This window comes from Kitasatospora sp. NPDC058492 (assembly GCF_042720685.1).
Lineage (GTDB): Bacteria > Actinomycetota > Actinomycetes > Streptomycetales > Streptomycetaceae > Kitasatospora.
This window is the reverse complement of sequence record NZ_JBHXMU010000013.1, coordinates 1-16,788: the sequence shown is the minus strand read 5'-3', so window position 1 is coordinate 16,788 and position 16,788 is coordinate 1. Positions and strand designations below refer to the sequence as shown.

At 75.5% G+C, this 16,788-nt stretch carries 18 protein-coding genes; 7 read left to right on the top strand and 11 right to left on the bottom strand.

Going from position 1 to position 16,788, the window contains the following annotated elements; translation table 11 throughout:
* Window positions 1-93: 93 nt before the first annotated feature.
* The 5 genes from ACFWPI_RS11530 to ACFWPI_RS11510 form a co-directional block, all read right to left on the bottom strand.
* Window positions 94-1,026 carry a 3-oxoacyl-[acyl-carrier-protein] synthase III C-terminal domain-containing protein gene (locus ACFWPI_RS11530; RefSeq protein WP_380378847.1) on the bottom strand — a complete coding sequence of 311 codons (933 nt, stop codon included), beginning with the start codon at window positions 1,024-1,026 and terminating at the stop codon, window positions 94-96.
* A 69-nt stretch (window positions 1,027-1,095) separates the two neighbouring features.
* Window positions 1,096-2,676, bottom strand: a complete 1,581-nt coding sequence (locus tag ACFWPI_RS11525; RefSeq protein WP_380378848.1) for an ABC transporter permease — start codon at window positions 2,674-2,676, stop codon at window positions 1,096-1,098.
* On the bottom strand, window positions 2,673-3,575 hold the full coding sequence (locus ACFWPI_RS11520) for an ABC transporter ATP-binding protein (RefSeq protein ID WP_380378849.1): 903 nt from the start codon (window positions 3,573-3,575) through the stop codon (window positions 2,673-2,675). The genes ACFWPI_RS11525 and ACFWPI_RS11520 overlap by 4 nt, the downstream gene beginning before the upstream one ends.
* 107 nt (window positions 3,576-3,682) lie before the next feature.
* A complete protein-coding gene (locus ACFWPI_RS11515) occupies window positions 3,683-4,261 on the bottom strand; it encodes a TrmH family RNA methyltransferase (RefSeq protein ID WP_350878299.1) in 579 nt (192 codons plus the stop codon).
* Window positions 4,258-4,902: a class I SAM-dependent methyltransferase gene (locus tag ACFWPI_RS11510; protein WP_380335744.1), complete on the bottom strand. Its 645-nt coding sequence runs from the start codon at window positions 4,900-4,902 to the stop codon at window positions 4,258-4,260. The genes ACFWPI_RS11515 and ACFWPI_RS11510 overlap by 4 nt, the downstream gene beginning before the upstream one ends.
* Window positions 4,903-5,142: 240 nt before the next feature.
* Here ACFWPI_RS11510 and ACFWPI_RS11505 point away from each other — a divergent pair, with 240 nt between their 5' ends.
* Window positions 5,143-5,340: a hypothetical protein gene (locus ACFWPI_RS11505; RefSeq protein ID WP_063348742.1), complete on the top strand. Its 198-nt coding sequence runs from the start codon at window positions 5,143-5,145 to the stop codon at window positions 5,338-5,340.
* Window positions 5,341-5,377: 37 nt separating this feature from the next.
* Here the strand turns inward: ACFWPI_RS11505 and ACFWPI_RS11500 are convergent, their stop codons facing one another.
* Window positions 5,378-7,942, bottom strand: coding sequence for a lysylphosphatidylglycerol synthase domain-containing protein (locus tag ACFWPI_RS11500; protein ID WP_380378851.1), 2,565 nt, complete (start codon window positions 7,940-7,942; stop codon window positions 5,378-5,380).
* Window positions 7,943-8,025: 83 nt separating this feature from the next.
* Complete coding sequence (locus tag ACFWPI_RS11495) at window positions 8,026-8,787, bottom strand: SDR family oxidoreductase (protein WP_380378853.1); 762 nt, start codon at window positions 8,785-8,787, stop codon at window positions 8,026-8,028.
* A 229-nt stretch (window positions 8,788-9,016) separates the two neighbouring features.
* Here ACFWPI_RS11495 and ACFWPI_RS11490 point away from each other — a divergent pair, with 229 nt between their 5' ends.
* The 3 genes from ACFWPI_RS11490 to ACFWPI_RS11480 all read left to right on the top strand — a co-directional run bounded on the left by ACFWPI_RS11490 (window position 9,017) and on the right by ACFWPI_RS11480 (window position 10,839).
* Window positions 9,017-9,283, top strand: a complete 267-nt coding sequence (locus tag ACFWPI_RS11490; RefSeq protein WP_063348745.1) for a UBP-type zinc finger domain-containing protein — start codon at window positions 9,017-9,019, stop codon at window positions 9,281-9,283.
* Window positions 9,284-9,447: 164 nt separating this feature from the next.
* On the top strand, window positions 9,448-9,720 hold the full coding sequence (locus ACFWPI_RS11485) for a hypothetical protein (RefSeq protein ID WP_063348746.1): 273 nt from the start codon (window positions 9,448-9,450) through the stop codon (window positions 9,718-9,720).
* Window positions 9,721-9,861: 141 nt separating this feature from the next.
* Window positions 9,862-10,839: a sigma-70 family RNA polymerase sigma factor gene (locus ACFWPI_RS11480; protein ID WP_380378856.1), complete on the top strand. Its 978-nt coding sequence runs from the start codon at window positions 9,862-9,864 to the stop codon at window positions 10,837-10,839.
* Here the strand turns inward: ACFWPI_RS11480 and ACFWPI_RS11475 are convergent.
* Window positions 10,747-11,097 (bottom strand): STAS domain-containing protein, encoded by a 351-nt coding sequence (locus ACFWPI_RS11475; protein WP_380335754.1) that lies wholly within the window; start codon window positions 11,095-11,097, stop codon window positions 10,747-10,749. The genes ACFWPI_RS11480 and ACFWPI_RS11475 overlap by 93 nt on opposite strands.
* A 204-nt stretch (window positions 11,098-11,301) precedes the next feature.
* On the opposite strand from ACFWPI_RS11475, the gene ACFWPI_RS11470 reads away from it, so the two are divergent.
* Complete coding sequence (locus ACFWPI_RS11470) at window positions 11,302-11,793, top strand: NUDIX hydrolase (RefSeq protein ID WP_063348748.1); 492 nt, start codon at window positions 11,302-11,304, stop codon at window positions 11,791-11,793.
* A 61-nt stretch (window positions 11,794-11,854) separates the two neighbouring features.
* On the opposite strand, the gene ACFWPI_RS11465 is transcribed toward ACFWPI_RS11470, so the two are convergent.
* From ACFWPI_RS11465 to ACFWPI_RS11455, 3 genes are all read right to left on the bottom strand, one after another.
* On the bottom strand, window positions 11,855-12,604 hold the full coding sequence (locus ACFWPI_RS11465) for a Clp protease N-terminal domain-containing protein (RefSeq protein WP_380378858.1): 750 nt from the start codon (window positions 12,602-12,604) through the stop codon (window positions 11,855-11,857).
* Between the two features lie 195 nt (window positions 12,605-12,799).
* Window positions 12,800-13,540 carry a tyrosine-protein phosphatase gene (locus ACFWPI_RS11460; protein ID WP_380378860.1) on the bottom strand — a complete coding sequence of 247 codons (741 nt, stop codon included), beginning with the start codon at window positions 13,538-13,540 and terminating at the stop codon, window positions 12,800-12,802.
* Window positions 13,541-13,714: 174 nt separating this feature from the next.
* Window positions 13,715-14,425 (bottom strand): VC0807 family protein, encoded by a 711-nt coding sequence (locus tag ACFWPI_RS11455; RefSeq protein WP_380378862.1) that lies wholly within the window; start codon window positions 14,423-14,425, stop codon window positions 13,715-13,717.
* Window positions 14,426-14,630: 205 nt separating this feature from the next.
* Between ACFWPI_RS11455 and ACFWPI_RS11450 the strand changes: the two genes are divergently transcribed.
* A complete protein-coding gene (locus ACFWPI_RS11450; RefSeq protein ID WP_380378864.1) occupies window positions 14,631-15,512 on the top strand; it encodes an RNA polymerase sigma factor in 882 nt (293 codons plus the stop codon).
* Window positions 15,509-16,639, top strand: a complete 1,131-nt coding sequence (locus ACFWPI_RS11445; RefSeq protein WP_380378866.1) for a hypothetical protein — start codon at window positions 15,509-15,511, stop codon at window positions 16,637-16,639. Before ACFWPI_RS11450 ends, ACFWPI_RS11445 begins: the two co-directional genes overlap by 4 nt.
* Window positions 16,640-16,788 lie beyond the last annotated feature (149 nt).

Here is a 16,788-nt window from a genome sequence, read left to right as displayed (position 1 = left end):
CGCTCGGGCGCGGTGCGGCGGGTGCGCAGGTGCTGCGGGTGCGGGTGCGGGTGCGCCGGTACTGCGGGGGACGGCCGGTCCCGTGGACGGCCGTCAGTGCTCCAGGACCATCGCGGCGAAGGTCGCCCCGAGCCCCACGCTGGTCATCAGGTAGCGGTCGCCGGGGCGCAGCCGCCCCAGCTCGGTGGCCTTCTGCAGGTTGATGAAGGGGTCGGCGCAGAAGCAGTGCCCGGTCTCGCCGACCAGGTCGAGGAAGACCTTGTCGAGCGGCAGCCCGAGCGTCTTGCAGACGCCGATCCACGACAGCCGGTTGACGTTGTGCGGCAGCACGAGCGCCAGCTCGTCGAGGCCGCAGCCGGCCTCCTCCAGGGCGGCGCCGATCACCTCGCACAGGCCGGGCCCGTACAGGTCCTGGAACTCCTTGGCGGCGGCGTCGCCCATGATGAACTCGTCGCCGAACTGGGTGTGGGTGCGCGCTGCGTACCCGAGCATCCGGTCGGAGCCGGTGCGGTCCGCGCTCACCAGGAAGGCGACGGTGCCCTCGCCCATGACGGTGACGTCCGGGATGGACTGCGTCTGGGTGGTGCACGCCTTCTCCCCGGCCAGGACCAGGGCGAGCGCGTTCGGGTCCGGGTCGGCGGCCAGCAGGGTGCCCGCCAGGTCCAGCGCGAGCAGCCCGGAGGCGCAGGCGTGGTGCGAGACGACGAAGCCGGCGGCGTGCTCCAGGCCGAGCTCGACCTGGAGCGGTCGGAGCGAGGTCATCGGGTACGGCAGCGGCGACGGCATCGTGCGGGCCTGGAGGACGTACTTGACGCGCTGTTCCTGCCCGCGCAGTTCCACCAGCTTGGTCGCGGCGCGCAGCAGCAGCTCGGTCTCGGTGGCCGCGGGGTCGCGGCACACCTCGGAGAGCCCGTAGAAGCGCTGGTAGCGCCGGAGCTGCACATCCGTCAGCTGGAGTTCCTGTTGGAAGCGCGCGATCGGGATGGTGTCGGGAAGACAGCTGGAGACTGCCGTGATCGACGTCATGCCAACTACAGTCGCCTGGAGCGCTGACGCTTAGCTGACGCTGCGCTGACCACCGCCGCGCGGTGGCGGTCAGCGGGCGGCCTCGCGGACCGCGCCCAGGGCGAGCGCGCCGAGGGCCAGTGCGGCGGCGACGGCGGCCACCGCGGTCGGGGCCGGGGCACGCTCCCCGGAGACGCCGAGGAAGTCCAGCCCGGAGACATGGCTGATCATCCCGTACCAGAGCATCGGGTAGAGCGACTGGAACAGCCGCGGCCCGCCCGTGACGGCCCCGCAGAGCAGTGCCAGGGCGGGTATCAGCAGCGCCCCGGCCAGGGCGCCTGCGGCGGCCCGGGGCTGCCCGGCGGCGAGCAGCCGGGCCGCGGGCACGGCTACCACGGCGAGGGCGGGGACGACCCCGGCGAGCAGGGCGGCCAGCCCCCGGCGCAGGGGCGAGGGGCAGGCGCCGAGCAGTTCGCCGGTGCTGCCGCCTCCCGCCCGGTGGCCCATCCGGGACCACAGCAGCACCGGCCAGAGCATCGCGAACGGCAGCACCGGGTGGCTCGGGCCGTCCGGGGCGACCCATGCCGCGAGTGCGGCGAGGGCTACCGCCCCGGCCCACCACAGCCGTTGGCCCTGCACCAGGATCCGCAGTTCGCCCGCGAGGGCGGCGAGCACCGCGCCGCCCCGGCGTGCCGGGGCCGGGGTCGGCCGGGCCGGGTCGAGGGCGAAGGCGGCCGCGCCGGGAGCGACCCCGGCTCCGGGCGCGGGGCCGTCGGTCCGGACGGCTCCGGACGCCCCGGCGGCCGGGCGCGGCCCCTCCCCGTCGAAGCGCCGGAACCAGAGTGCCCCGAGCAGCGCCAGCCCCACCGCGACGGCGGTCAGCAGCAGCGCCCCGGCGGCCTGCGAGCCCGCCTCGCCGGGGCCGAGGCCGGGCCAGTCGAAGGTGCCCAGCACCCGGTTGTCCGCGGTGAGCCCGACCCCGAACTCGACCCCGTCCGCCGACCGCCCGCCGGCCGCGATCGCCTCCCGGATCGACGCGGTGATCCGGCGCATGCCCAGCAGGTCGGGCCCGCCGCCCGCCTGCGCGCCGAGCACGGCGACCAGCCAGACCGCGAACCACACCAGTGCCCCGAGCCCGCCGCGCAGCCCGGGCAGGGTGTCGAAGAGCACCGCGCACCCGGCGACCGCGGCCAGCAGCGGCAGCGTGATCAGCACGTACGGCAGCAGCAGCCGCAGCACGTCCACGTGCCCGGAGTCGCCCTTGACCAGCTGCACGCCGAGGGCCGTCCCGGCCAGGGCCAGCAGCATCGAGCCGAACAGCAGCAGGTTGCTGCCGAACTTGCCCGCCAGGTAGCCGATCCGGGTCAGCGGGGTGGCGGCGAGCAACCTGCCCACGCCGCTCCGCTCGTCCCGCCCGATCGACCCCCGGGCGATGCCGAAGCCGGCCAGTGACAGCCAGACCGCGCCGCCGAGCGCAGTCACCGTCCCCACGTAGCCGCTGGTGTAGCGGCCGTGCAGGTCGGTGACCTGGAACACCGTCCAGCGGGAGTCGCCGACCGGCGCGGCCAGCAGTCCGAGCGCGAGCGTGCCGAGCAGCACCGCCAGGTACCCGGGCCGTCGGCGGCGCTCCCGGAAGTCGGCGAGCGGGAGCGCCCAGAGGCCGGCCGTCACGCCGACACCCGCTCGGGCCCGGCCTGGGCGGCGGTGAGCAGCAGGTACGCGTCGTCCAGCCGGGGCGGGACGGGCTCGGCCTCCGGCGCGGGAGGGTGCGGGGACAGCACCCGGACCCGGACGCCCTGCGGGGTGCGGGTGGTGGCGCCCAGCAGGAACCGCGAGCGCAGCGCCGGGAGCCGGTCGGCGGCCACGGTCAGCTCCCAGACCGAGCCCGCCGCGCCCCGCAGCAGGTCCTCCGGGGTGCCGTGGTGCAGCAGCCGGCCGTGCCCCATCACGGCGATCCGGTCGGCGGTGGCGGCCACGTCGGAGACGATGTGGGTGGACAGCACGACGATCCGTTCGGCGCCGAGCCCGGTCAGCAGGCCGCCGAAGCGCAGCCGCTCCTCCGGGTCGAGCCCGACGGTCGGCTCGTCGACGATCAGCAGTGCCGGGTCGTTCAGCAGCGCCTGCGCGATGCCGACGCGCTGGCGCATCCCGCCGGACATCGCCCCCAGCCGCTGCCCGGCCGCGCCGGACAGGTTGACCAGGTCGAGCAGTTCGTCGATCCGGGCCTTCGCACGGCGCCGCCGCAGGCCCTTGGCGGCGGCCAGGTAGGCGAGGAACTCGCGGGCGGTGAGCTGCGGGTAGCCGTCGAAGTCCTGCGGCAGGTAGCCGACCGTGCGGCGCAGCGGGCCGGGCCGGCGGGCGGTGTCCGCGCCGTCCCAGAGCACCTGCCCGGAGGTGGGCCGGGTGACCGTGGCCAGGATGCGCATCAGGCTGGACTTCCCGGCGCCGTTGGCACCGAGCAGGCCGAGCACGCCGGGCCGCAGCGTCAGCGAGAACGAGTCCACCGCGCGCTTGCCGCCGCGGTACTCCTTGGTCAGGTCGAGGATCCGGAGTTCCGTCATGTCCGCCATGCTTCCGGCGCGGGCGGCCGGGCACATCTGCCGTTCGGCAGAGATGGCAGACGGAAACGACCGGAGGGGTGGGCCTTTCGGCACACCCCTCCGGATCGGATCAGGTCCTACTCGTCGTCGGCCCCGCCGAGGTCGCCGAGGTCGGTGCCGTCCGGGGTGCCGCTGATCGCGTACCCCTGGCGGCGCGCCTCGTAGCAGGCCACCGTCGCGGCCGCCGACACGTTCAGCGAGCCGACCCGGCCCAGCTGCGGCACGAACACCACCTGGTCGCAGAGCGCCAGCGCGTCGGGGGTGATCCCGCGGTCCTCGTGCCCCAGCACGAAGGCCACCGCCGGGGTCAGTTCGGCGGCGAACATCGGCACCGCCTCGTCCGCCAGCTCCAGGCCGACCACCTTGAAGCCGTCCGCCTTCGCCGCCGCGACCGCCTCCGCGATCGTCGGGAAGTGCTCCACCTTCAGGTACTTGTCGGTGCCCATCGCGGCCTTCTGCGCGCCCGAGGAGCGCACCGACGGGGTCTCCCCGGCCAGGTACAGCTTCTCGGCGCCCATCGCGGCCCCGGTCCGGACCACCGAGCCGACGTTGAACGGCGACTGCAGGTTCTCCAGGATCATCGCGAGCCGGAACTCGTTGCTGCGCCGCCACGAGCGGTGCAGTCGCTTCAGTTCGGTCCCGCGCAACTGCTTCACGACGACGTTCCCCGTCCACTCTCCGTACCCTCGCCCGGCTCCGGGCGGGGTCGTGCTTCCAGAATCCGGAACCCGTTGACCGACGCGACCCGGGTGGTCGGGTAGCCCTGCTCGTTCAGCCACTTCTGCAGCGAGTCCGAGCCCAGGTGCTTCTGCACCACCAGGAACGCCGAGCCGTCCGGGGTCAGCCGGCCGAGCCAGTGCGTGAGCAGCCGGCGCAGCTCGGCCTTGCCGATCCGGATCGGCGGGTTGGAGTAGATGGTGGCGAACCGCACGTCCTGCGGGACGTCCTCGGGCAGCGCGGCCTGGACGTTGCCCAGCCGCAGTGCCTCGGCGTTCAGCCGCACCAGTTCCAGCGCGCGCTCGTTCACGTCCACCGCCCAGACCGGCAGCCGCCTGCGCCGGCTCGCCCAGGTCAGCGCGATCGGGCCGTAGCCGCAGCCGACGTCCAGGATCGGGCCGCGCACCCGCGGTTGCGGGGCGTGCTCCAGCAGGATCCGGGTGCCCGGGTCGAGCCGGCCGCGCGAGAACACTCCGGTGTCGGTGGTCAGTTCGAGGGTGAGGTCCGGCAGGGAGACCGTGATCGGCCGGCGCTCGCTGGCGACCTCGGGTGCACCGGTGAAGTAGTGCGAGCCGGACATGATTTCCCCGTCGTTCGTAAGGGCCTCGGGGCCACCGGGTGGGTGTGGGTAAGCCCTTGGTACGGCACCGATCGTACCCCCGGTGGCCTGCGGCGCGTTCCGTGCCGGCCGGCGGCCCGGGTGCCGCGGGGCCGCCCCGGCGCGATCGCGCCCGGCCGCCCGGCGACGGATACTGCCAGTACCGCCCCCGCGCCCGTGGGAGCCTCCGGACAGCGCCTCCGAACAGTGAGGACGGACGCCATGCCGCAGAATCACGAGGACTACCTGATCGACGAGGCCGTCGAGACCGTCGAATCCGACGACGAGGCACCCGAGGGCGACGAGTACGACGAGGTGGCCGAACGCCGGGCCGTCGGAGCCGACCCGGCCACCGATGTCGCCGACGCCGCCGAGCAGAGCCGCGTCGTCCAGCTCGACGAGGACGAGTACCGCGAGTAGCCGCCGCCGGGCCCGGTCCGGGGCGCCGTCCGGTGCGCTACAGCGCCCGGCGGCGCTGCAGCCAGGTCATCGCCGCCCAGCCCGGCAGCACCGGCAGGATCAGCGTCAGCAGGCGGTACATCGCCACCGCCGCCAGCGCGCCGCCCTTCTCCATCGACGCGGTCTGCTGCAGCAGCGCGATCAGCGCCCCGTCCACCGCGCCGGCCCCGCCCGGGGTCGGCGCCACGTTGCCCGCCGCGTTGCCCACCAGGAACACCACCGCCACCGAGGCGAAGGACGGCTCCCGGCCGATCGCCCGGGTGCAGCAGTACAGGCAGCCGATCAGGCAGATCGACACCAGCAGCTGCCCGGTCAGCCCCACCGCCAGGCGGGCCGGGCTGCGCAGCAGGTCCAGCAGCCGCGGCAGCACCTCGGTGGTCAGCGGCCGCAGCCGCGCCGCCAGCCAGCGCCGGGCCGGCGGCACCGCCGAGACCACCGCCAGCAGCGCCGCCGCCCCCGCCAGCCCGCCCACCACGGCGGGCAGCGCGTCCAGCTCCGAACCGCCCGGTTGCAGGTCCAGCAGGTAGACGAAGGCGCCCAGCTGGAGCAGGTGCAGCACCAGGCCGATCAACTGCCCCACCCCGACGCTGGACAGCGCCTGCGCGGTCGGGATCCCGGCCCGCTGCAACAGCCGGGTGTTCAGCGCGATCCCGCCGACGCCCCCGGGCGACACCAGCTTCACGAACGCCCCGGCCAGCTGCGCCAGCACCGCGTTGCGGAAGTCCAGCCGCTCCGGCACGAACCCGACGAACCCCATCGCCGCCGTCACGTGGCTCAGCGCCGCCGCCAGCAGCGCCAGCGCCAGCCACGCCGGATCGGCGTCGGCCACCGCCGAGATCGGGTTGTCCTCGGCCGCGAACAGTTGCGGGATCAGCAGCCACCCGGCCACCACCCCGCCCACCACCGCCAGCAGGGTCCGCGGCCGCAGCCGCTCCAACCGCACCGGCCGCACCTCCGCCTGCGGCCTGGTCCGCAGCACCTCCGCCCGGATCTCCTCCAGCAGCCCGCCCCCGCCGCCGGCGGCCTCGTCGGGCCCGGGGCCTGCCGGGCCGCCCGAGCGCGCGGCGGCGGTCGGGTGGGCGGCGGTCGGGCGGGCGGTGCGCTTGAGGGCGTGGCGGGTGGTGCGGGCGAGGGCGATGGGCTGGAGGAGGGGGAGGGCGGCCTCGACGGTGTCGGCGCCGAGGACGGTGACGGCGGTGTGGACGGAGCGGGCGGCGCCGGCCCGCAGGGCGAGGGTGGTGAGCAGCTGGGCGATGTCGCAGCGCAGCACGAGTTCGCCGGCCGCGATGTCGCCGTCGGCGAAGTCGACCAGGTGCACCGCGCCGGTCGCGTCCACCAGCAGGGAGGACGGGACGAGCGCCCGGTGGGCGATCTCCCGGCGCTGGAGGCGGGCGAGCTGCCGCCAGGCGTCGGCCAGCAGGTCGTCGGTGACCTCCTCGTCGGGGAGCCGGTCGAGGGCGCGTCCGGGGAGGTGTTCGTAGGCGATGAGGGCGGTGTCCTGGCCGAGGCCGGCGGTGGCGGCGATGCGGCGGGTGCGGACGCCGGCGGCGAGGGCCGCGTAGGTGACGAGCGCCTCGTGTTCGAGGCCGGCGCGGGGGGAGCGCAGGGCCCGGGGGTGGGGGGCGGTGCGCAGTCGCAGGCGGCGCCAGGCGCGTTGGACGGCGGCGGCGGTGACGGCTTGCCGGTCGAGGAGCTGGACGTCGAGGTCGGGCCGGTCGTCGGCTTGCCGGACCAGGTAGCGGTCGGGCCCGGCGGGGTGGGCCTCGGCCGGGCGCAGGCCGCTCTCGCGCAGGGCCCGGAGGATCTCGCCGGGCCTGGGCAGCGGGTCGGGGGTGCCGACGGCGTAGAGGGTGCCGTGGGCGCCGGTCCAGCCGATGAGCAGGCCGAGCAGCAGGGCGGTGGGGGTGGCGTACCCGCCGGCGAGTCCGGCGAGGCCGGAGAGGGCGAGGACGGCCCAGGGGGCCCGGTGTTCGCGGTTGCCGGAGGCGGTCATGAAGGCGAGGACGGGCGCGAGGTAGCCGTAGACGGGCTCGGTGTGGCCGAGGGCGCCGCCCGGCAGGGCCTGGGTGAGGGCGGCGAGCAGGGAGGCGGGGGCGACGCCGTCGGCCCACAGGTCGAGGAGCAGGGTGGCGCCGTAGGCGAGGACGGCGGCGAGCAGGCCGTCGGAGACCTGCTGGAGGGCGCGTCGCCGGTCGGGGCCGAGGAGGCGGCGGGCGGCGAGGACGACGGGAACCAGCAGCACGGCGGCGGTGGTGAGGCCGCCGGCGAGGCCGGCGAGCGGCCGGGGCACCAGTTCGGCGGCTTCGGCGACGTCGGCGGCGATGCCGCCGGTGGTGGCCCGGGCGTAGTCGGCGAGCAGCAGGGTGAGCGCGATGGCGATGAGCCCGGTGAGCAGCCGGATCAGGGCGACGGGCTGCCGGATCCGGCCGGGTTCGGACACCGCCCGGGCCGGGCCCCGGCCGGCTCCGGCGCTCGCCGGTATGCCGGTGTCCGCCGGTGCGGGCGTGCCGGCGGTGTCGCCACCGCCGGTGTCGCCGTTCGTTCTCCCCGTCACGATCGCCACGGGTGGCATGCTCCCATGCCTCCCCTGATGGTGGAGCCGGAGCCCGGAAGCCGACCCGGATCGGGGGAGTTCGGGGACCGGCCCTACGCCTGCCGGGTCGGCACGACGACCGTGTGGCTCAGGTTGACGTGCCGGGGGCGGCTGACGGTGTAGGCGATCAGGTCGGCGAGGTCGTCCGCGGTGAGTGCGGGGATGGCCGCGAACATGCCGCCGAGCTGTTCGCGCAGGGCGGGGTTGTCGATGTGGCCGCCGAGTTCGGTGTCGGTCAGGCCGGGCTCGATGGAGCTGACCCGGACGTCGCGGGGGCTGAGTTCGGAGCGCAGGGCGGCGGACAGCTGGGTGAGCGCGGCCTTGGTGGCGCTGTACACGGCGTAATTGGGGAAGACGACGCGCGAGGCGATGGAGGAGACGTTGACCAGGTCGGCGGCCCGGCCGTCGGCGGCGGCCGCGGTGAGGTCGTCGGCGAAGGCGCGGATGATCCGCAGAGCGCCGGTGAGGTTGGTGTCGACCATGCGGGTCCACTCGTCGGTCCGGCCGTCGGCGAGGGGGTTGGGCAGCATCACGCCGGCGCTGTTGACCACCAGGTCGACCCGGCCGTAGGCGTCGTGGACGGCCTTGGCGGCGGCGTCGACGGAGGCCTGGTCGGTGATGTCGGCGGTGACGGCGAGGGCCTGGCCGCCGGTGGCGGTGAGCTCGGCCGCGAGGGTGTCGAGCCGGTCGGTGCGGCGGGCGAGCAGGGCGACCCGGGCGCCGTGGGCGGCGAGCAGGCGTGCGGTGGCCGCGCCCATGCCGCTGGCGGCTCCGGTGACGACGGCGGTGCGGGCGGCGAGGGCGGGGTAGCTCATCGGTGGCTCCTGGGCCTGGGAGGGTGGTGGGGCTGACGACGACAACTGTGCGCGGGCGGCGGAGGTTCGCCCAGGGCCGTGTGCGTCCCGGGTGCGGCCTTCCTGGGATGCGCTTTCCCGGGATCCGCGGTCCTGGGTGCGGCAGGACCACCCTGGCGCCGGGAAGGCCGACCGGGCGCGCGGCGTGTCTTGAGGCCGGGGCCGGCCGGGCCGTCACTACCCTGCGGGCATGAGTGCCTGCGAAGACCTCGCCGCGGCCCCCCAGGGCATCGAGCCCCTCCCCCCGGTCGACGGCTGCGCCGACTGCCTGGCCCAGGGGCGCCGGGACTGGGTGCACCTGCGGATCTGCCTGGACTGCGGCCACATCGGCTGCTGCGACTTCTCGCCGCAGCGGCACGCCACCGCGCACTTCCACAACACCTCGCATCCGGTGATCCGCTCGTACGAGCGGGGCGAGGACTGGCGCTGGTGCTTCGTCCACGAGGTCATGGGCTGAGGCCCGGGCCGGCCCGGCTCGGGGAAGCCGAGGCCCGTTCCCGGTGGCATCTCCCGGTGGCATCCGGGCGCAACCCCGATAAAATCCGGACATAACGCCCGTGCGGCCCCCGGCCCCTCCGGTCGACATCCGTCCGGCCGGTGACCGCCGAAGGGAGGCCGACGATGACCAAGCGAACACCGGGCAGCACCGCCCAGCTCCGCCGGGGCACCCAGGAACTGCTGGAGCGCCGCGGCATGGCGACCGCGCCCACCCGGCTGGTGCCGATGCTGCGCGCCGACGCCATGTCCTCCGCCACCGCCGGGTACGCCGTGCCCGACGCCTTCCGGCACGGTGGCCGCGACCGGGCGGCCTCGGCGGGGCACGCCGCCCCGTCGATGCACGCCGAGCTGAAGGGCCACCGGCACCGCGGCGCGGAGAAGCACTCCGCCCACTGAGCGGATCCGGGTCCGGGGGCGGGCGCCGCGTTCCGGCGCCCGCCCCCGACGCGTGCTCGGAGGGTGTCCGGGGCGGTTGTCAGTGGGCTGGAGTACCTTCGTGCCGTTCACCAGCACGGGGCGGGACGACGGGGGCGCACCATGGCCGACCTGATCACGGAGGAGCCGGTCGAGCTCCAGTTGGAGCGGTACCGGACGGAGCTGACGGGCTACTGCTACCGGATGCTCGGCTCGGTCTTCGAGGCCGAGGACGCGGTGCAGGAGACGATGGTCCGCGCCTGGCGGGGCCACCGGGGCTTCGAGGGCCGCGCCGCGCTGCGCTCCTGGCTGTACCGGATCGCCACCAACGTGTGCCTGGACGCGCTGAACGGCCGCAACAACCGGGCCCGCCCGATGGACCTGGCCGGCCCGGTGACGGTGGCCACCGCGAGCGACACCCGGCTGCCCGAGGTGACGTGGATCGGCCCCGCGCCGGACGGCCGGGTGCTGCCCGAGACGGGCGACCCGGCCGAGGTGGCGGCCCGGCGCGAGTCGGTGAAGCTGGCCTTCGTCGCCGTGCTGCAGCGCCTCGCGCCCCGGCAGCGGGCCGTGCTGATCCTGCGCGAGGTGCTCGGCTGGAAGGCCGCCGAGGTGGCCGAACTGCTCGGCGTCACGGTGGCCTCGGTGAACAGCGCGCTGCAGCGGGCGCGCGCGGTGCTCGCCGGGGACGGCGCGGCCGCCCGCCCGGCCCCCGCCCTGGACGACGACCACCGCGCGCTGCTCGACCGCTACGTCCGCGCCTTCGAGGCGTACGACATGGACGGCCTCGCCGCGCTGCTGCACGAGGACGTCACGCTCAACATGCCGCCGTACGCGATGTGGCTGCGGGGGCAGGGCGAGATCCGGGCCTGGATGCTCGGCCCGGGCCACGGCTGCCGCGGCTCCCGGCTGGTCCCGGTGACGGCCAACGGCGCTCCGGCCTTCGCCCAGTACCGGCCGAGCCCGGCGGGCGGGCACGAGCCGTGGGCGCTGATCGTGCTGGAGGTGTCAGCGGGCCGGATCACCGGGTTCACCAACTTCCTGGACACCGACGTGCTCTTCCCGCTGTTCGGCCTCCCGCCCCGGCTGGCCGCCGAGTAGGCCCTGTTCGGGCCGCCGGAGGTCGAGGGGGTCCACGCCCCCCGGCAGCAGGGCCGCGAGCCCGCTGAACGCGAGCAGTTCCCGCAGCGGGCCGCTCGCGTTCAGCAGCACCACGCCCACCCCGTGCCGAGCGGCGGCGAGCCGCAGCCGGGCGAGGGCGTCGACGACGGCCAGGTCGGGCGCGGTCAGCGCGCCCAGGTCGCAGGTCAGGTCGCAGGTCAGGGCGGGGGCGGTCGGGGGCTTCGGCGTGGTGTCCATGCTGCTTGGACCGGCCCGGCGGTCCGGGCTCATCGGCTCCGGCGGAACTTCTCGCAACCTCCCGGAGCTCCGCCCTGGCCGAGGAGAGCGTGGGCCTGTGCTCCGCCCAGCGTTGAACCGACGGCCCAGCGCTGAACCGACGGCCCCGGGCGGGTCGGTGGCAGAGTGGGCGGTGCAGAACCACCGTGCCCCAGGAGGATCGCAGTGACGGCTGAGCCCTTGAAGTCCCGTGAGGAATGGTTGGCGTCCCTGCCCAGGATCTACGCGGCGGCGGGCTGCCTGCTGCGGGACGAGTCCGGCCGGATCCTGATCGTGAAGGCCGGGTACCGCGAGTACTGGCAGTTCCCGGGCGGCACGATCGACCTCGGCGAGGGCCCGGTGGAGTGCGCCTCGCGGGAGTTGCTGGAGGAGACCGGCATCGTCAAGGCGACCGGGGATCTACTGGCCATCTCCTGGACCCACCCCTCGTCCGAACTCGACCACCCGGCGCAGCACTTGATGTTCGACTTCGGCACCGTCCCGGACGGCACCCCCGTGACCGTCCCGGCCGGTGAACTGGACCGGCACCAATGGGCCACCGTCGAGGAGGCGCTGGAACTCCTCGGCCCGGCCCGCTCGGTCCGGTTGCGGGCGGCGCTGGAGGCGGCCGCCGACGGCCGGGTGCGGATCGTCAGCACGCCCATCTCCGGCTTCTGAGTCCCACCCCGGCCCAACCGACCGGCCCCGGGCGGGAGTTCCTCCCGGGGCCGGGCCCGTCTCACGCCTGCTCGGCGTTCCGGGCGGCGATGATGGCCTTGATGGCCTCGGAGGTGAAGGTCTCCGCCTCGGACTTCTCGACGCCGAGGCCGGCGAGCACGCCCGAGCCGTTCTCCAGCTCCAGCAGGGCGAGCAGGATGTGCTCGGTGCCGACGTAGTTGTGCCCGAGCTTCAGCGCCTCGCGGAAGGTCAGTTCCAGCACCTTCTTGCCCTGCGCGTCGTACGGGATCAGCGCGGGCACCTGCTCGGTGGCGGCCGGCAGGGCGGCGGCGGCCGCCTCCCGGACGGCCTCCGGGGTGACGCCCTGGGCGGCGAGCGCCTTGAGCCCGATGCCCTCCGGTTCGGCGAGCAGGCCGAGCAGGAGGTGTTCGGCGGTGATCTCGGCGTTGCCGGCCGCCCTGGCCTCCTCCTGCGAGGCCATCACGACGCTCCGGGCCCGGTCGGTGAACCGGGCGAAGCCCTGGCTGGGGTCGAGGTCGGTGGGGGTGCCCGGGTCCTTGGGGACGAACCGCTTCTGGGCGGCCTGCTTGCTGACGCCCATGCTGCGGCCGATGTCGGTCCAGGACGCGCCGGAGCGGCGGGCCTGGTCGACGAAGTGGCCGATCAGGTGGTCGGCGAGGTCGTCGAGGTGGTCGGCGGCGATGACCGCGTCGGACAACTGGTCGAGCGCGTCGGGGTGGACCTTCTTGATCGCGGCGATCAGGTCGTCGAGGCGCAGCGGAGTGGTGTTGGGAACGACGGGATTCTCCATGCGTCAACCGTAGGTTGTCGATCCCAGGTCGTCAACCATCGGTTGACGCTACGCGTGAGTAGTCTTCGGTGACCCTGCGGAACGGAGGCGTCCGATGGGCGGGCCGCGGATCCCGGCCCTGCCCGAGGCCGAGCCGCCTCGCGAACTCAACTTCCAGCTGGCCGAGTTGCGGGAGCCGGCCAGGCCCGGTGGCCGCTACGCGGCGGGCAGCAGCCGGGCCCGGACGGCGGCGACCTCGGCGGGGGTGGCCCCGGCGGCGAGCAGGTAGCCCGCCGGGTCGAGGCCCTCCAGTGCGCCCGCCAGGGCGGCTTCGGCGGTGGTGCCGGCCTCGGCGAGCACCGCGTCGATCCGGTGGTACTGGTCCGGCAGGCCCAGCATCCCGTACAGCGGGCGGACGTTGGGGCCGCTGAGCTGGTAGTCCTCGACGATCGCGGCCCGTTCGACGCCGGCCAGGGCGAGCAGCAGCAGGGCCGCCAGGCCGGTGCGGTCGCGGCCGGCGCCGCAGTGCACGACCAGGCCGCCGGGGCGGGCGCCGGCGATGGCGGCGATCAGCGCGGCGGCGGCGTGCGGGCAGTGGTCCAGGTAGGGGCGGAGCGCGAGCGGGGTGCCGTCCAGTCGGCCGTAGGCCTCCCACCAGGCGGGGCCGGCGAGTTCGTCCAGCGGGACGCGGACCAGCTCGACGCCCTCGGGGAGCGGGAGGAGCGGCTTGTACTCCTCGGCGTTGCGCAGGTCGACCACGGTGCGGACACCGTGGTCGAGGAGGGCGTCCCAGCCCTCGGCGGTGAGGCGGTCCAGGTTGTCCGCCCGGACTATCGCCCCGCGGGCGGTCGGCCGGCCGGAGACGGTGGGCAGTCCGCCCAGGTCGCGGACGTTCAGGCAGCCGTCCCACACGAGGGTGCGGTCCTCGGTGGTGGTCAGCGCGTGCGTCCGGCTCATGGGGGCCCCGTTTCCTCGACCGGGGGTCCCGTTACCCCCTCGTTATGAAGGACTCCCGGGAGATCCGGATGGTTCCGTGCTGTTCGGATCGCCGACACCCGGCGTTGGGGCCGGTTCGGGCACCGTCCGGGGGCGGTGATGCTCCCCCGGGCGGCAGGTAGATGGCAGGCGAGGTCAGGCGGCGGTCGGGGCTTCGGTCTCGGCGGCGACCAGCTTCTCCATCGGATCGGCCGCGATCCGACCGAGCATCGCGCCGGCCGCGATCGCGCCGATCATGAACACGGTGGACAGCCAGGCCATGGTCGCCACCGGCAGGGCGAAGGCGCCGACCACCCGGGCGACGCAGTCGGCCAGCAGCGCGGTGCCCCAGACGCCCGCGAACACCCGCTCGTGGCGCCGGAAGGCCAGGGAGCCGGCCGCCCGGCCCTCGACCAGCCGCTGCCAGGCGGCGGCCCGGTCGTGCTTGCCCTTGGTGAGGAAGGGCATCAGCACCGGGGTCATCACCGACCGGCCGACCAGCGCCGAGATCAGGACGGCCAGCGCCACGGTGCCGCTCAGCCCGCCGTCCTTGGCGATCATCAGCCGGGCGTCGCCGGTGACGAAGGTGAGCGCCAGGCCCGCCAGGTTCACGGTCAGCATCAGCGCGGCCCACAGGTTGAGCCTGTGCTCGCGCAGCAGGCCGAGCACGGTCCGGGCGGCCGGGATGGCGCTGCTCCACGCCAGCGCGGCGAACACGCTCAGGTCGCAGACCGAGTGCAGCAGGTAGTAGCCGGCCAGCGGGGCGACCACGTCGATGGCGAGCGGGCGGAGCCCGGAGGCCGACGGGTTCGGGGTCGCGCCGGCCTCGGCGGTGGTCGCGGCGGTGATGGTGACGGTCCGGTTCACGGCGGGTTCCTTCCCTGCTGGTGGCCGCGGGCCGCTGCCCGCGTCGTGCCTCCAGTGTTTCCGTCCGACCCTCCGTCAGAGCAGTGTCGTCCGTTGCCGGATCCGCGTGACAGCTGTCATGGCGCGGGCCGTGACAGCCGCTCCGACCTGCGACTTCTCCCGGCTCGCGGGGTCGCGTTCGCCCGGATGGCCCATGATGTGGCGGGTGCAGAGTGCAGAGCGCCCCGGAGCGGGCACCGGCAGCCCCGTCGGCCGGTCCGGACCAGTCCCTTCCGTCGGCCCGCCAGCGGGCCGGGCCCCCGCTCCCGCCGATCTGACCGAGGCCGTCCGGGCCGCCCAGGCCGGGGACGAGGAGGCGTTCCGGCTGCTGTTCCGGACCGTCCAGCCGGGCCTGCTGCGCTACCTGCGGGTCCTGGTCGGCGGCCGCCCCGAGGACGCCCAGGACGCCGAGGACATCGCCTCCGAGACCTGGCTGCAGATCGCCCGCGACCTGGGCGGCTTCTCCGGTGACGGGGACGGCTTCCGCGGCTGGGCCGCCACCGTCGCGCGTCACCGCGCGCTCGACCACCTGCGCGCCCGGCGCCGCCGCCCGGTCGCCGACCTGCCCTTCGAGTACCTGGCCGGGCTGGCCGCCGGGGACGACACCGCGGGCGCCGCGCTGGCCACCGTCGGCACCGCCGACGCGCTGGCGCTGATCTCCCGGCTGCCGCGCGACCAGGCCGAGGCCGTCCTGCTGCGGGTGGTCATGGAGTTGGACGCCGAGAGCGCCGCACGGGTGCTCGGCAAGCGGGCCGGCAGCGTCCGGATGGCCGCCCACCGGGGGCTGCGGAAACTGGCCACGCTGCTGGAGCAGTCCTTCGCGGCCGGGGTCGGGATCCCCGCCGCGCGCGAGGCCGAACCGGCCGTGCGGCGGCCCGGCCGGCCCGGCCGGCGCCGTACCGAGGGGCCCGTCGAGGAACCCGCCGAGGAAACCGCGGGGAAGGCCGCCGGGAAGCCCACGGGGAAATCCGCGGGAAAGCCTGCGGGAAAAAGTTCTCCGCAAGGTGTGACAGAACGCCGGGCCGCGACGCTGAAGGACATGAGATGAGCACCAACCGATCCCGTCGGATCGACCGTGACGCTGCCGAGCATCTGCTCGGCGGTGCCGTGGGCGGCCCGCCGGCCGGGCAGGACGCCTCGCTCACCGGACCGGACGGCGGTCCCGGGCCGCTCGCCCGGATCCTCGCCGCGGCCGCCGCCCCGGCGACGGCCGACGAACTGGCCGGGGAGCAGGCCGCCCTGACCGCGTTCCGGGAGGCGCGTCTCACGCCCGACCCCGTAGTGACCACACCCGTCCGGAGACGATCGATGGCAACCGCCGCGCTGGCCAGGGCCTTCAGCACGAAGGCCACTGCCGCCGTGCTCGGCGCCACCGCGCTGTGCGGGGTCGCGGTCGCCGCCGGCACCGGCAACCTGCCGTCCCCGCTGGGCGGCGGGTCCGGCGCACCCGAGCACGCGCTCGCCGCCGCGGGCGGGCCCTCCGGCAGTGCGCCCGGCACCGCGTCCGCCGATGCGTCGGCCGGTTCGTCCGCCTCCTCGCCCGGCAGTGCCGCGCCCGGCACCCCGTCCGTCCGCCCGTCCGGCGGCTCCGCCTCGGGCGGCCCGCAGCTGGTCGGACCGTCCACCGCCGCGAAGCCCGGCACCCCCTCCACCGATACCGACGGCGACGGCGACGCCGAGGGGCACGGCGCCCGGCCGCTCGCGCCCGGACTGGTCGCCCTCTGCCACGGCTTCGCCGACTGGTCGGGCCGGGGCGAGCGGTCACCGGCCACCGAGCCGCGGTTCGGCCCGCTGGTCGCGGCGGCCGGCGGGGCGGAGAAGGTGGCGGACTACTGCGCGGAGGCGCTCGGCGAAGAGGACGACGACCACCCGGGCGCCACCGCACAGCCCCACGAACCCGGCCGGCCCACCCCCGGCCCTGGCGTGGGCAAGGGGAACACCGAGGACGGCCGGGGCAACGGGCAGGACAAGAACAAGGGCAACGGCCAGGACCAGGGCCAAGAGAAGGGCCAGGACAAGGTCCAGGACAAGGGCAACGGCGGCAACGGGGCCAAGCCCGGCCGGCCCGGCGTGACCGTCCCGGCGCCGCCGAGCGCGCCGCCCCTGCCCGACGTCCGCCCGAGCAGGACCGACCGGCCCGACCGGCCCGACGACAGCCAGTCGGGCCGGAGATAACCCAGGAACTCCGGGTGGGCGGCGAGCGACTCCCCCCGGGCTCGCCGCCCACCCGGACCGCACCACCCGCAGGACCGCACCACCCGCAGGACCGCACCACCCGCAGGACCGCACCACCCGCAGGACCGCACCACCCGCAGGACCGCACC